At 43.8% G+C, this 14,036-nt stretch carries 15 protein-coding genes; 1 reads left to right on the forward strand and 14 read right to left on the reverse strand.

The features are described from left to right. The first annotated feature begins 13 nt into the window (after positions 1-13). A complete protein-coding gene (locus BLR65_RS16560; protein WP_093795296.1) occupies positions 14-898 on the forward strand; it encodes a LysR family transcriptional regulator in 885 nt (294 codons plus the stop codon). A 66-nt stretch (positions 899-964) separates the two neighbouring features. On the opposite strand, the gene BLR65_RS16565 is transcribed toward BLR65_RS16560, so the two are convergent. The 14 genes from BLR65_RS16565 to murG form a co-directional block, all read right to left on the reverse strand. After that, the gene (locus BLR65_RS16565; protein WP_093795297.1) at positions 965-1,222 is read right to left on the reverse strand and encodes a YlmC/YmxH family sporulation protein; all 258 of its coding nucleotides are present in this window, start codon (positions 1,220-1,222) and stop codon (positions 965-967) included. Positions 1,223-1,343: 121 nt separating this feature from the next. Beyond that, entirely contained in the window at positions 1,344-1,949 is a 606-nt protein-coding gene (gene spoIIR, locus BLR65_RS16570; protein WP_093795298.1) for a stage II sporulation protein R, read from the reverse strand. A 32-nt stretch (positions 1,950-1,981) separates the two neighbouring features. Continuing rightward, positions 1,982-2,755, reverse strand: a complete 774-nt coding sequence (gene sigG / locus BLR65_RS16575; protein ID WP_093795299.1) for an RNA polymerase sporulation sigma factor SigG — start codon at positions 2,753-2,755, stop codon at positions 1,982-1,984. A 138-nt stretch (positions 2,756-2,893) separates the two neighbouring features. Further along, on the reverse strand, positions 2,894-3,631 hold the full coding sequence (sigE, locus tag BLR65_RS16580; RefSeq protein WP_093795300.1) for an RNA polymerase sporulation sigma factor SigE: 738 nt from the start codon (positions 3,629-3,631) through the stop codon (positions 2,894-2,896). After that, positions 3,610-4,542: a sigma-E processing peptidase SpoIIGA gene (locus BLR65_RS16585; protein WP_093795301.1), complete on the reverse strand. Its 933-nt coding sequence runs from the start codon at positions 4,540-4,542 to the stop codon at positions 3,610-3,612. Before BLR65_RS16585 ends, sigE begins: the two co-directional genes overlap by 22 nt. 194 nt (positions 4,543-4,736) lie before the next feature. Then, complete coding sequence (gene ftsZ, locus BLR65_RS16590; protein WP_093795302.1) at positions 4,737-5,783, reverse strand: cell division protein FtsZ; 1,047 nt, start codon at positions 5,781-5,783, stop codon at positions 4,737-4,739. A gap of 24 nt (positions 5,784-5,807) precedes the next feature. Next, a complete protein-coding gene (ftsA, locus tag BLR65_RS16595) occupies positions 5,808-7,004 on the reverse strand; it encodes a cell division protein FtsA (protein ID WP_093795303.1) in 1,197 nt (398 codons plus the stop codon). A gap of 224 nt (positions 7,005-7,228) precedes the next feature. After that, positions 7,229-7,558 carry a small basic family protein gene (locus BLR65_RS16600; RefSeq protein WP_093795304.1) on the reverse strand — a complete coding sequence of 110 codons (330 nt, stop codon included), beginning with the start codon at positions 7,556-7,558 and terminating at the stop codon, positions 7,229-7,231. A 1-nt stretch (position 7,559) separates the two neighbouring features. Further along, positions 7,560-8,252: a DUF881 domain-containing protein gene (locus BLR65_RS16605; protein WP_093795305.1), complete on the reverse strand. Its 693-nt coding sequence runs from the start codon at positions 8,250-8,252 to the stop codon at positions 7,560-7,562. A 25-nt stretch (positions 8,253-8,277) separates the two neighbouring features. Next, complete coding sequence (locus BLR65_RS16610) at positions 8,278-9,024, reverse strand: cell division protein FtsQ/DivIB (protein WP_093795306.1); 747 nt, start codon at positions 9,022-9,024, stop codon at positions 8,278-8,280. 100 nt (positions 9,025-9,124) lie between these two features. Continuing rightward, positions 9,125-10,057, reverse strand: coding sequence for a D-alanine--D-alanine ligase family protein (locus BLR65_RS16615; protein WP_093795307.1), 933 nt, complete (start codon positions 10,055-10,057; stop codon positions 9,125-9,127). Between the two features lie 16 nt (positions 10,058-10,073). Further along, the gene (murA, locus tag BLR65_RS16620) at positions 10,074-11,324 is read right to left on the reverse strand and encodes a UDP-N-acetylglucosamine 1-carboxyvinyltransferase (protein WP_093795308.1); all 1,251 of its coding nucleotides are present in this window, start codon (positions 11,322-11,324) and stop codon (positions 10,074-10,076) included. Positions 11,325-11,389: 65 nt separating this feature from the next. Beyond that, positions 11,390-12,769 (reverse strand): UDP-N-acetylmuramate--L-alanine ligase, encoded by a 1,380-nt coding sequence (gene murC, locus BLR65_RS16625; protein WP_093795309.1) that lies wholly within the window; start codon positions 12,767-12,769, stop codon positions 11,390-11,392. A 137-nt stretch (positions 12,770-12,906) separates the two neighbouring features. Next, positions 12,907-14,028: an undecaprenyldiphospho-muramoylpentapeptide beta-N-acetylglucosaminyltransferase gene (gene murG / locus BLR65_RS16630; RefSeq protein ID WP_093795310.1), complete on the reverse strand. Its 1,122-nt coding sequence runs from the start codon at positions 14,026-14,028 to the stop codon at positions 12,907-12,909. Positions 14,029-14,036 lie beyond the last annotated feature (8 nt).

Genomic DNA, 14,036 nt, shown 5'->3' on the forward strand with positions numbered 1-14,036 from the left:
AGAAGGAATTTACATGGAGATTAGACAGCTACTCATCTTTGTCACTGCTGCGCAAACGCTTAATTTTACCAAAGCCGCTGTACAACTGGGGTATACGCAAGCTAATATCACTAACCAAATTCACCAGTTGGAGGAAGAACTGCGTGTTAAGTTATTTGAACGCTTGGGCAAGGGTATTCGTTTAACCAATGCCGGCAGACAATTTCAAAACCACGCTGAAGCCATTCTCGAACAATGTACAAGAGCAAAAGAAGAGTTGTCACCCAATATAGTAAAAGGGGTTCTAAAAATCGGAGCGGCAGAAACACTGTGTGTGCACCGCCTGCCGAAAATACTATCTGAATATCGCCGGCGGTATCCCCAGGTTGAAATCATGGTGCAAACCGACAGTTGCGCGCAGCTTTGTTATTTACTGCGCGACAACTGTATTGATATCGGTTTGGCACTCACGAATACGATTCAGCAAGCAGACATGGTCGTAAAAACACTTTATGAGGAATCCATGGCTGTTGTCGCAAGTCCGCAGCATCCGCTTGCGAAGAAACAACTAGTTAAACCGGCCGATTTGTCCGGAGAGTGCTTTATTCTTACGACCGAAGGCTGCGGTTACCGGCCGATTGTGCTCGCCGCATTAGCGGCCCATCAAGTCAGGCCCGGCTCCATCATGGAGCTTTCCAGCGTGGGTGCCATCAAAGAATGTACCGCCTGTGGCCTGGGCATCACGATATTGCCCGAAGTTGCCGTCCATGCTGATCTTCTGCAAAACAAACTAACTAAAATTTCCTGGCAGGGTACCCCCTCTGATGTCAAAACACAGCTGCTCTTTCACAAAAACAAATGGCTGTCGCCGGCAATTGAAGCCTTTTTAGAATTGTGTACGCTAGTAGATAATCATTAGTAAAAGGCATAATACAAAGGAGCAAGACTAAATAAAGTCCTGCTCCTTTGCGCTTACGGTGTAGTTCTAATCATGTTTTAAATCATTGAAGTGTCCGGCTTCCACTAAAATAACATCCATACCAATCTTATTTATTTTATCCCAGGGAATAACTACATCATCATTACGCCCAAAAAGTCCTAAAAACTTGCCGATACCTGGCACGACAATGGCGGTAAGCCGTCCAGTCTCGACGTCAATTTCTATATCGGTAATGTTTCCCATCCGTTTGCCGTCAATTACATTTATGACTTCTTTTAGTTTTAAATCACTAGTCTTAAGCATTGTCTACCCCCCTCCCTCTTTTGGCCCCTCTTCCAAAGTATGATGCTTCAAGATTCTACAATAAGTATATGAAGGACAAGGGATAAGGGTGACAACTATTTATTTTTTATTTTTTTCTATACTATAGATTAAAGATTTCCGCTATCTTCCAGTGAATTTCCGGCATCTTAGTACTCTCTTGCTGTGTATTATCCTGTACAGAGGCAACCGGGGCCAACGCGGTGCCGGCACCGTCAATAAAACACAAAGGTGGAAATAGTACGCACCACCAGTTTTGTCCGGCAGCTTGTCCAAGTAAAATCCGTACAGCTTGATACTCGCCTGCCGGTAAAACCAATTTGCCATAGGACCGTTCCGGAAATTCAAAATTGCCCATTTGCACAGTCACCGGATAATCAGCGCCATTTTCGGCGAGAGTATTTTTGGCCACGGCAATGATTTCTTCCCGGCGACTGGCAATAATCGTGTTAGCCGCCTGAGCGTCCTTTACATCTTTGACAAAAGGAGTAAGATAGGCAACAACCGCATCCCGAACCTTCAGTTTTAGCTGTTGGTCCTCTATACTGTCACTATTGGCTAAAATATGTAACCTGACATAATCACCATGATTGAGCGCCACAGCTATTCCTTGCTGCTCATGATAAAACAACAAGCTCCAGCCACCGGCAATAAAACAAATAGTTGCCATGATGATGATTCGTTTCGTCCATCGTAAATTTTTCCTCATTTAACTGAATGCCTCCCAGCAAACAAAAAGCTTTATATATATTTGCGCATGTGTCCCAAAGCGGCCTTCTCCAGCCTGGACACCTGCGCTTGCGAAATACCAATTTCTTCAGCGACTTCCATCTGAGTCTTGCCTTCAAAAAATCGGAGAGTAAGAATATGTTTCTCCCGTTCACTAAGTTTACGCAAGGCTTCTTTAATGGCCACTCCTTCCAGCCAGCTTAAATCAAGATTTTTGTCATCGCTGATTTGATCCATGACAAAAATTGGGTCACCACCGTCATGGTAGATGGGTTCAAATAACGAGATAGGTTCTTGAATGGCGTCCAGTGCGAATATTATTTCTTCTCTCGGCACTTTAAGCTCATCCGCAATTTCATTAATGGATGGTTCACGCGAATACCGGCTCACTAATGAATCGCGGACTTGCAAGGCTTTATACGCTATATCCCGCATGGAGCGGCTCACCCTGATTGGATTGTTATCTCGTAAATAGCGCCGGATTTCGCCAATGATCATGGGAACCGCGTAGGTCGAAAACTTTACGTTTTGTGACAAGTCAAAGTTATCAATAGCCTTCATTAAGCCTATGCAGCCAACCTGAAACAAGTCATCCACATACTCCCCACGATTATTAAAGCGCTGAATTACACTAAGCACTAAGCGTAAGTTACTATAAATCAATTGTTCCCGGGCTGATTTTTCACCACCTTGCATAACTTCAAACAACTCACGCATTTTAGCGGCAGAAAGTACCGGGAGCTTTGCTGTATTTACACCACATATTTCGACTTTGTTTACAACCATATTGTTTTACCTCCCCAGTTTTTCTAAGCTACTAAAACTACTTTCCCTACACAAGCATTATTGCCATGCCCTGGCGGTTTTATACTTCTATCTACAACGTGTTAAAGATTTTTGCAGGCAAAAAAAAAGCCGCATGGCTTATTCCATGCGACTAATCTCTTTACGCAAACGCTTAATTATTCTTTTTTCCAGCCGCGATATATAGGATTGAGATATGCCAAGCATATCAGCGACTTCCTTTTGGGTGCGTTCGTTGCCATCATCATTGAGCCCAAACCGGAGTTCCATAATTTTTCGTTCCCGTCCTGATAATTTTTTCATGGCTGTATACAGCAGTGTCTTGTCAACTTCCTCCTCTACCGACTTATAAATGATATCATTATCTGTCCCTAACACATCGGAAAGCAACAGTTCATTCCCATCCCAGTCAATATTTAACGGTTCGTCAAAAGACACCTCGGCCCGCGTTTTACTGTTGCGGCGCAGATACATTAATATTTCATTTTCAATACACCGCGAAGCATAGGTAGCCAGTTTAATTTTTTTTATGGGGTCAAAGGTATTAACGGCTTTAATAAGTCCAATCGTACCAATGCTCACTAAATCCTCAACACTTACGCCGGTATTTTCAAATTTACGGGCTATATAAACAACAAGTCTGAGGTTGCGCTCAATAAAAACGCTTTTAACCGATTGATCGCCTTTTTGCAACCGGTTAAGCAAAAATACTTCTTCGTCACTTGATAAAGGCGGCGGTAAAAACTCCGCACTGCCTACATAAAAGACCTCGTCAGGCTCAAGCCAACCAATTGCCTGCAGAAAGGATATTACTTTTATCTTGATATATAATTTTATTATTGGCCAGGTAATTTGCATGTACTTGCCTCCTTCCTCATGTTAAGCCCAGTCAAAAGTGCCGGATGTAGAAGAGCTTGGCAGTCACGGCTATTAAACTCGCCATCGTATATGCCAATAAGTACTTCTGATGTATTGACAGTTTCCTCCTCAGTCATGACCGTAATCCTATCCGGTCTAAAACCAAGCAGCATATCGCGGCCGCCTACAGATCGGCAGGGAATAACTTCGACCCTGGCTAACCAAACTGAGTCCTTACACTGCTCAAGATTCATCAACCAAGTATCCGCTGAATTAGACGTTAAAAAATCCGCTGCCTCCGTACTTACTACTTGCAGGGCCGGCTGTAGCGTCAAAAGAACTACCGGTTTGCGTCCCAATAGTGAAAAAAGACCGTTGCCCGTATCGAGCATACCTGTAACTGCCTGCGAGTTACCTGCATACTCGATTACTGCCTGATAGTAGGTCGTTTTCCTATACATCTTTGTTAGGACTTTTTTGTAAATAACTCTGATAAGGATGATTGCGACAACACTTCCCATCACTAAATTTTGCCAGGATAACCTAATAATATGGTTTACCGTTAAGAAGGGTGCTTCTGTCTGAATAAAATACAGCCATCCCAGCAAGGCTCCGCCCAAAGTGAACGATACGATAAAAAAAATGCCAATGAGGGTAACGGTGATCTTTGGCGAGCGATAACCAAAAGCCAATAGAATAAGTAGCGCAGATGCCACCAATTTTCCAGGTATGCTATAGAGTATCGCCAGATCAGGAAAAACCCCGGCTAATGTATACACGCCCCCCACTATGGCTGTCACTAAAATTCTTTTCCACTTGTAGGAAATACCGGCAGCATAAGCCGTTAATACTAAAATAATAGTATTCATCACGAAGTTAATGAACAGCACTACATCGGCATAAATGCTCACTACCTATACCTTCTTGCCAGAATTTCTATCTGTAAAATTGTTCTACATAGAGTACTATGCTCCGAACACCAGCGATATTCTCATTATACCAATCAATTCTATAAAATAATGTAAATTTTTGCCATCCACCAATTTCCAAAAAAAGACACAAAGAACCCGGCTCAGCAGGAGCCGGGTTCTTTCTTAGAATATATTTACCGCCGCATCCAGGCCGGAATATCTAAATCCCGTCCTTTAAAAGGTTCAATCACAGGCGTTCCGCTTTTGCCTTCCGTCGATTTTAGCGGTTTAGGATCAAAGCCGGTAGCAATAACCGTGACCCTTACTTGATCATCAAACCGCTCATCAATGGTAGCACCAAATATAATGGTTGCTTCAGGATCAGCAGCTTTGGCGATTATATCCGCCGCTTCGTTCACTTCAAACAGTGTAGTATTGGGACCACCGGTAAAGTTCAGCAATACACCTTTCGCACCATCAATTGACATTTCCAGGAGTGGACTCTTAACTGCCGCCTCTACTGCCGAAACGGACCTGTTATCCCCTGTACCAAAACCAATACCCATGAGTGCGGAGCCCGCGTCACTCATAATCGTCTTAACATCGGCAAAGTCAAGATTGATGAGAGCAGGCACGGCAATAAGGTCAGAAATCCCCTGTACGCCTTGGCGAAGTACATCATCAACAATCTTAAACGCATCCATAATCGGCGTGCGTTTATCTACTACCTGCAGCAAACGGTCATTAGGGATTGTTATCAAAGTATCTACTTTCTCTTTAAGATTGGCTATACCCCGTTCGGCTTGCAGTTGACGCTTACGACCTTCAAAAGTAAATGGTTTCGTAACAACCCCTACCGTTAACGCTCCTACTTCTTTGGCACATTCCGCAACTACCGGTGCCGCGCCAGTACCGGTACCGCCACCCATACCGGCAGTGATAAATACCATATCCGAACCTTTAAGAACTTTAATTATATCCTCTCTGCTTTCCTGGGCGGCTTTTTCACCAATCTCAGGATTAGCGCCTGCCCCCAAACCTTTGGTTAATTTCTCGCCAATTTGAATGCGATAAGTAGCTTCGGAGCCAATTAATGCCTGTGCGTCTGTATTTACAGTAATAAATTCCACACCTTGCAAACCTGCACCAATCATTCGATTGACCGCATTATTGCCGCCACCGCCAACGCCAATTACTTTTATCGAGGCAAACTGGTCCAAGTCCATGTCAAATTCCAACATTACTAAGCTTTCCTCCCTTAATGTCTAGCAAATTTTCAATAGTTTTTTCGCTTTGCGGATCAATACATCCCAGGCACTTTTACCTACAACTGGCTCACTTGCTAAAACGCGAGCACCATAATCTATGATTCCGTAGCACACTGTATTAGCTGGCTGTGCATATTCAACAGGCAAATGTACCGGTTTAACCATTTCAGTATTTATTTGAAAAACATTAGCGATACGAGATGCCATGCTGGGCATTGCACCTGAACCGCCAGTCAAATAAATGCGTTCCAAGGTTTGTCCATTCTCAGTTACATATTGGCTTAAGCGGGGCTTAATGTAGTCATATACCAAACCCACAATTTCGTCTACTCTACTTTCAATGATATCATATAAAAAGTCGTAAGAAACATGTTTATCGGTAGTGCCATAATCATTGCAATCCAATACTACACCTTGATTTCGCAAATCAGAAGACAACCGAGAGTAATAGCGCTTAATTTCTTCGGCGTGAGCCCGATTCACAGTTAAGCCTTGCATCAAGTCATTGGTAATGTAATCACCGCCCAGGGGTAATGACGCCGAAAAACAGGGATTCCCGCCTACATACATAACAAAGTCGGTTGTACCTGCACCGATATCCATAAAAATGAAATTCTCCGGTTTGCCAGGCAACTCCTTTTTTATTGTCTCTGCGGCCATAATATCACCGGCAATAATACAGTTTAACGTAAGCCCGCTTTCTTTAAGCGCATGCGATATTTCTCCCAGAATATCCTTGGGAACTGCTACTATATGCGCTTCTACCTCAACGGCCTCCCCTGTTTTCGCAAGCGAATTTCTAGCCGCAAACACATGTAATATTTCATACTTATCCTGCTCAATCTCAAATGTTGCTGCCTTGCATGCCCGCTCAATATCCTGCGGGGTTATTGTCTCCGGAGTTGTTACTGCAACACTGCCAATACTATTTTGTGTAACAAGTGTCGAACCACTAATACCCAAATATACGCAATCCGTCATCTGTTCGTCAACTGCCATGATAACACAATCTACTGCCTGTCTGATAGAATGAGTCAAAGCATTAACATCTGTGATAACACCTTTTTCATAGCCTGCCGTTGGTGCAGTCCCGCTCCCCAAAATGTCTACAGTGCCATCGGCCTGTAACTTTCCGGCAAACACTTTGACCATACCTGTGCCGACATCAACAGCTAATATAGTTTTCTTGTTCATAATTCCCTCGCAGCACAGTATTATACTTCTTCCAAAATAGTTTCAACAAAAGTAGCTCTTTCCCTTTTTTTTTACTGATAAATCATATATTTATTTTAAATAAACGCCAAAAAAGGCGTAGTTTGTGCAAAACCTTCAAATCTTACATTATCGGCAAGGTTAACCTTGCCGATAGGAAAAAAGCTCCAAAGCCAAATAAATCCGCAAGGCTTTGAAGCTTCTTATTATTTCTTCAATAAATATCGACGAATGATAGCTAGATTCTGGAATATTCTTAGGCCAAAAGCCAGTAATGCCACATAATACAGATCAATTCCCAAACGATCTCCAATATACACTAACCCGGCAGCTAGCAGTGCATTCATGAAAAAGCCGGTAATAAAGACTGTATTATCAAATTTTTCTTCAATCCCGGCTCTTAGTCCCCCAAATACCGAGTCTAAAGAAGCCAGTAGTGCTACCGACATAAATTTTGCGTATTCTACCGGTACGGTAATAGGAAAGCATATACCAATCAGTAAACCGATAATAAGTCCGGTAATCGGTAATACCATACTAACGACCACCTTCCTGGGCCGGTTTGGCGAGTTCAAACCGGAAAGTGCCTTTAAATGCCGGAACTTTAACAAGTTCCTGTTGCTTGGTTGTTACCTGAATGCCCCAAAACTGTAATGTTTCAATAACACCACCACGCATTTTCAGAGCATTCTCTAACGTTGTCGGTTCACCAATAGCGCGAATTTCATAAGGTGGTGAATAGCGGGAATTATTGACGGACAACGTGGGGCCTGCGCACCGGATTTCGGAACTGGCAATCAGACGCTGTTCATTAATGGATATAGCTTCCGCGCCGGCGGCCCATAATTCATTAATTACCTTCAGAATGTCATCATCATGGATTAAATATAAATTAGGATTTTCCCCGGGTTTGGACGGTCGCTTACTATCATCAATCGATACAATAACTCCGGGTCCTTCAACAGCGACCACGCCAGCCCCCATTTTGATCATTTCAAATTCTTTGGACGCGGCTTCGGCACCAGAAGCTCGTTTTAACTCCTGGACTTGCTTAATTAGCGAGTCTCGCTCTTTCTCAGTCTGACTTAGGCGCTGGGATAAATCTTCAACCCGCTGGTAAGGAATGCTTGATTTGATGTCCTGAGTAGTGCGAAATTGCACTGCCAGCATAATGCCCAACACTACACAGACTAGAGCAATGGCAAATTGCCCTTGCTTAATGGGTAACAAACTATCGTCTCCTTTCAAATTGACCCTATTTATCACGTATTTTAATAATAGGGGAGGTATAATTAAGGTCTATATATTCAACATTCATTTTTTTGGTGGATATTTCCTGAAGAATTTCCGCTGTCAACTTAGCCTTTTCCATAAGACGCTGATTATCGCCAATGCGAATGCACAGCGAATTCGTTGTATAAATAATTAGATTATCCGGTGTGTTCATATTCACTTCTGATAATTGGTTCAAAACCTGCTCGTCCAAGCCGGCTAAATAAGTCAAAGCATTAGAAAGTCCGGGGGTATCCACCTGATCGCCAACATAGACGTTACCCAGGCGAATGCCGGTAACCACAGGTACTTTTACCTCTTTTAAATTTTTTAAAGCCGCCATGACTATACCCTGCCGGTCAATCTCGACAAAACCATATTGACTGGCAACAAAGGCAACCGGCTGACGTTCTTTGATGTGAATGGCAATGGTAGCCGGAAAACTTCTTGTAACTTGAACTTCGGCTATGCGAAGATCGCCCATTAACCTTGCCTGAATCTCAGTTGTCTTAAGTCTGAAAATATTGACTTGCTCAGGAACTCCGGCTATGCGCAATACTTCCTCCACGGTTACATATTTGTTTCCTTCAACCAATACCGTCCCCACAGTAAAAAAAGGAGATCTAATAAATAAAAAAATCGCTATTATCAGTGCTAAAGCCGCCAGCCACAACGCCAGTATCGAAGCCCGTCGTTTTCTAGCTGCCCGCAAGCGTTCTGCTGTCTGCATGCAATCACTCCCGAAGACAACTTCTGCAGTAATTATACAACGAAATGTCCACTAAATAAATAAAAAAAAATAGGCAGTTTTTACTGCCCAAAATCATGATCTAATCATCCACCATCAACAAGATCTGTTCACATAAATCAGCAAAACTTATGCCGATTGCCGCGGCTGCTTTGGGCACTAAACTGGTTGCCGTCATCCCGGGAATGGTGTTTATCTCCAAAACGTACGGTTGATTGTTATCACCAAACATGATGTCAACCCGGCCAATCCCCCGGCATCCTAACAGTTTATACGCATCAAGAGCTACCTTTTGAATATACTCAGCAACTTTGCTGTCTAACCTGGCTGGAACAATATATTCAGTCGCTCCTTTGGTGTATTTTGATTTGTAATCATACTTTCCCGATTGGGGCACGATTTCTATAATCGGTAATGCCTTGGGCTGATCACTGCCAAGTATGGAAACCGTTAATTCTTTTCCTTTGATAAATTCTTCGACAACAATATGCCCGCTGTAAGTAAGGGCTTCGGTTACAGCAGCCTCAATTTCCGCGGCATTTTCGACGATGATCACACCAATGCTTGAACCCTGGGCAGCCGGCTTTATGACTACCGGGATGCCAAAGTTCTCCCGAATATCTTGTACTATCAAATCAAGCCTGTTATCCCGGTTATTATACAGTCGCGCGCGCGGGGTTGGAATACCCGCCGCCATAAATAAACGCTTGCTCACCGTCTTATCCATTGCGATAGCACTCGCTAATACGCCGGATCCCGTATAAGGTATTCCCAGCATTTCCAGAGCACCCTGCATTAATCCGTCTTCACCATAAAGGCCATGGATAGCATTAAATACAACCTCAATCTTCTCGGTCTTCAATTGTTCAACCAAATCCCGGGGGTTAAGGTCTATGCCAATAGCATCATACCCTTTTTCTTGCAATGCCGCTAAAATAGCCCGCCCCGTGTTCAACGATACTTCTCTTTCAGCAGACGGTCCACCCATAACAACTGCAATTTTTTTTCTTTTCATATAAATTCCCCTCCAATTATCCTACAACTTTAACAATATTTGCTCCTAAAGCCTGCAACTTTTCATCTATTTTTTCATAACCCCGTTCAATATGGTAGACCTGTTCAATTTCTGATGTTCCTTCCGCTGCTAAAGCTGCTAAAACCAATGCACTACCGGCCCTGAGATCAGGCGCGGCTACAATGGCGCCGGTTAGTCTCGGCACACCGCGGATAATGGCAGTCCGCCCTTCGACCTTGATTTTAGCTCCCATCCGGGTAAGTTCATCAACATGCTTGAAACGGTTTTCAAAAATAGTTTCCGTAATAATACTAGTACCTTTGGCAATGGTAACCAAAGACAGCATTGGCGCCTGCAGATCAGTGGGAAATCCGGGATATGGCAAGGTTTTTATATCAACACCCCTAAGTTCACCTGCTTTTATTCTGATATAATCCTTACCGGTAATTATTTTCGCCCCAATTTCCTGAAGCTTATCTGTAACCGAGAATAAATATTCCGGAACAACGTTCTCAATGACAATGTCACCGCGCGTCATAACACCGGCTATTAAAAAGGTGCCTGCCTCAATTCTATCACAAATTACCGTGTGTTCAGCCGGAAGTAAACGGCTTACCCCGTCAATTTTAATCGTATCTGTACCTGCACCGCTGATTTTAGCCCCCATCTTATTTAACATGCTTTGTAAATCAACGATTTCCGGTTCACGGGCCGCATTGCGAATCATTGTGGTGCCCTTGGCCAGTGCGGCGGCCATCATTGCATTTTCTGTCGCACCCACACTGGGAAAATCGAAATTCACTTCACCGCCGGTTAACTCTGCCGCTTCGGCATCGATAAAACCGTAACTTTCTTCGACGCTAGCACCAATTTTCTCCAAAGCTTTGATATGTAGATTGATTGGTCTAGGGCCGATGGCACAACCGCCGGGGTAAGATATTCTGACTTTACGAAACCGACCTAACAGCGGCCCCATTAAAAAGACCGAGGCTCGCATTTCCCGCATTAAGTGTTCCGGTATTTCGACCTTACTCACATTTGTCGTATCAATCATCATGGTATGTTCATGTCTAACTACTTTGGCGCCAAGCAATGTCAAAATTTCCTGCATAGCTTGAATATCGCGCAGATATGGAACATCATGAATAACACTGGTACCGGAACACAATAGCGTTGCCGCCATAATTGGCAAAGTGGCATTTTTCGCCCCGCTTATCCGGACGTTGCCACTTAGTTGTACTTCTCCTTTGACGATAAATTTCTCCATCGTCTTCCCTCCCAGAAAAGTACAATCACCCTTTTATTTTTATATAATCCAATACTTACTGCCCATTACGTATGTTGCGTAAGTTTTTCTACCAACTCTTCGCCTACCTGATAAATGTTGCCAGCCCCCATCGTCATCACTAAATCACCGGGTTCAACAATTTCAACCAAATAGCGAGCAATTTTGTTTTTATCCGGTATATAGGTTACGCGCTGACTGGTTTGCTGTTCAATTTCATTTTTAATCGTTTCGCCACTTACCCCGGGGATAGGTTGTTCACCGGCCGCATAAACATCGGTTAAGATGAGCAGATCAGCTTGTTTAAAAACACTCCCGAACTCCTTCTTTAAAAAACTCGTCCGGGTATACCGATGTGGCTGAAAAACACAAATAAGCCGTTTCGGGTTGGTCTGGCGTGCCCCTAATAACGTAGTGCTAATTTCTGTAGGATGATGGGCATAATCATCAACCACCCAAACACCATTAACGCGGCCTTTTGATTGAAAACGGCGCTTGGCTCCTTGAAACATAGCAAGACCTTCGGCAATTTGCGGAAAGCTTAATCCGGCACTCATACCTACGGCTATCGCTGCTAATGCATTACACACGTTATGTTTCCCCGGCACACAAATCTTGGCTGAACCCAAAAAATTATCCTGGTGGAAAACATCAAAAACTGACACAGGCCCATCGGCATGAATATTACGGGCGGTGTACTCTGCCTCATGTTCAAGCGCATAGGATATATAGCGCCGCTTAAGACTGGCTGCCATATTCCGTATATAAGAATTATCAAAACACAATACTGCGATCCCATCTGCAGGCGCTAGTTTATGTAAAAATTCATTAAACGTGCGCAATATATTATCCATTGTTTTGTAATAATCCATGTGATCATTTTCTATGTTAGTCACTACAGCGATTTGCGGTGAAAGTTTTAAGAAAGATCCATCACTTTCATCTGCTTCAGCCACTAAATAGGGGCCTTGACCCAGCTTCGCGCTACCGCCGATTGACTCCAGCTCGCCACCGATTACTATGGTTGGATCCGTTCCCGCCTTTTCCAGTATTAGAGAAATCATTGAGGTCGTCGTGGTCTTGCCATGAGCACCTGCTACAGCTATTCCCTGCTGTCTTGACATTAAAAATGCCAGCATGTCGGCCCGGTGGTATATGGGAATACCCCGTTCACGGGCGGCCGCTACCTCGGGATTGGTTACGGGGATAGCAGTAGAAACAACTACAGCTTGCGTATCACCAATATTTTCCTGATTGTGACCAATATGCACTCTTGCCCCTGCTTGCTCAAGCTTGGCGGTAACGGCTGATTTCTGGGCGTCTGATCCGGAAATTACATATCCCATTTCCAGCATTACCTTGGCAATAGAACTCATACCTGAGCCACCAATACCAACAAAGTGAATCCTGTTTATATTTTCTAACAAATATACTTCTCCCCTTTCGTGCACACCAGCATCTTAAGTGCCCTTACCTGCAGGAAAGAGTTATTCCCCAGCCTATCAGACTACCGCTCTGGCATATCTTAGTGTATGCACTACCGGCAATCGATGTTACCTTATCCTTAGATTAAGGTTTCTTTCAGACTAATTGCCAAGCGGGCTATTGCTTGCGCCGCTTGGGGGCGGCCTAACTCTTTACTCTTTTTCGCCATATTGGAAAGTACTTCCGGATGGTCCAGCAGTATTTCCAAAGCTTCTATTAATTTAGCATCTGTTAACTCTTTATCAGCTATTACAATTGCTGCTCCTTGCTTTTCTAAAGCTCGGGCGTTAAATTCCTGGTGGTTTTCCGCAGCATACGGATATGGTATAAGAATTGCTGGAATACCCCGGGCGGTCAGTTCAGCCAGCCCTACCGCTCCGGCCCTGAAAACAGCTACATCAGCAGATGCTAAAGCTACCGGCATATTATACAAATACGGTTTGATGATAATATTGCCACCACTGGAAATCTCTATACCAGATTGTTTAATATTGTCAACTATGCTATTATACTCGCTTTGTCCTGTCACATGCAATATTTGAATACGTTGATTATTGCTAAAATATCGATAAACACCAAACATAGCATTATTAATGCTGCGTGCTCCGCGGCTGCCGCCAACTACCAGCACAGTAAGTTTGTCCGGATCAAGACTTAATTCTGCCACACCGCTTTCACGGGATGCCGACATAACTTCCGGCCTGATCGGGTTACCGGTAATAGTAATTTTTTCGGACCGGCAAGAAAAATAGTCTGCAGCCTCCTGATAACCTAAGGCAATTTTATCGACAAACCGCGATAAAATTTTATTTGTCACACCGGGAATAACGTTTTGTTCCTGAATAATCGTCGGTATTTTGAGCAAACTGGCAGCCAAAAGCACCGGACCACATACATAGCCCCCCGTACCGATCACAACGTCCGGCTTAAATTTTTTAATAATTTGCGCAGCATGCCAAACACTTCCTATCGTAGCAAAAAGCGTTCGCACATTTTTCCAGGACAACCGCCTTTCTAAGCCGCGTACTTCAATCGTAGCGAATGGAAATCCTTCCTTGGGAACAATATCGGCTTCCAGTCCATGTTTTGTTCCCACAAACAGAATCTCACAATTACCGGCTAGCTTGGCTACCTCGTTCGCGATAGTAATGGCGGGGTAGATGTGACCACCCGTCCCCCCGCCAGAAATAATCACCCGCATATACTTGC

The organism is Sporomusa acidovorans (genome assembly GCF_900101845.1).
GTDB classification, from domain to species: Bacteria; Bacillota; Negativicutes; order Sporomusales; family Sporomusaceae; genus Sporomusa; species Sporomusa acidovorans.

Coding starts and splice junctions, on each gene's coding strand:
- spoIIR (WP_093795298.1), bottom strand. CDS start 1,949: ATGAGGAAAAATTTACGATGGACGAAACGAATCATCATCATGGCAACT.
- sigG (WP_093795299.1), bottom strand. CDS start 2,755: ATGGTTGTAAACAAAGTCGAAATATGTGGTGTAAATACAGCAAAGCTC.
- ftsA (WP_093795303.1), bottom strand. CDS start 7,004: ATGAACAAGAAAACTATATTAGCTGTTGATGTCGGCACAGGTATGGTC.
- BLR65_RS16600 (WP_093795304.1), bottom strand. CDS start 7,558: ATGGTATTACCGATTACCGGACTTATTATCGGTTTACTGATTGGTATA.
- ftsZ (WP_093795302.1), bottom strand. CDS start 5,783: ATGTTGGAATTTGACATGGACTTGGACCAGTTTGCCTCGATAAAAGTA.
- BLR65_RS16560 (WP_093795296.1), top strand. CDS start 14: ATGGAGATTAGACAGCTACTCATCTTTGTCACTGCTGCGCAAACGCTT.
- sigE (WP_093795300.1), bottom strand. CDS start 3,631: ATGCAAATTACCTGGCCAATAATAAAATTATATATCAAGATAAAAGTA.
- BLR65_RS16610 (WP_093795306.1), bottom strand. CDS start 9,024: ATGCAGACAGCAGAACGCTTGCGGGCAGCTAGAAAACGACGGGCTTCG.
- BLR65_RS16615 (WP_093795307.1), bottom strand. CDS start 10,057: ATGAAAAGAAAAAAAATTGCAGTTGTTATGGGTGGACCGTCTGCTGAA.
- BLR65_RS16565 (WP_093795297.1), bottom strand. CDS start 1,222: ATGCTTAAGACTAGTGATTTAAAACTAAAAGAAGTCATAAATGTAATT.
- murA (WP_093795308.1), bottom strand. CDS start 11,324: ATGGAGAAATTTATCGTCAAAGGAGAAGTACAACTAAGTGGCAACGTC.
- murG (WP_093795310.1), bottom strand. CDS start 14,028: ATGCGGGTGATTATTTCTGGCGGGGGGACGGGTGGTCACATCTACCCC.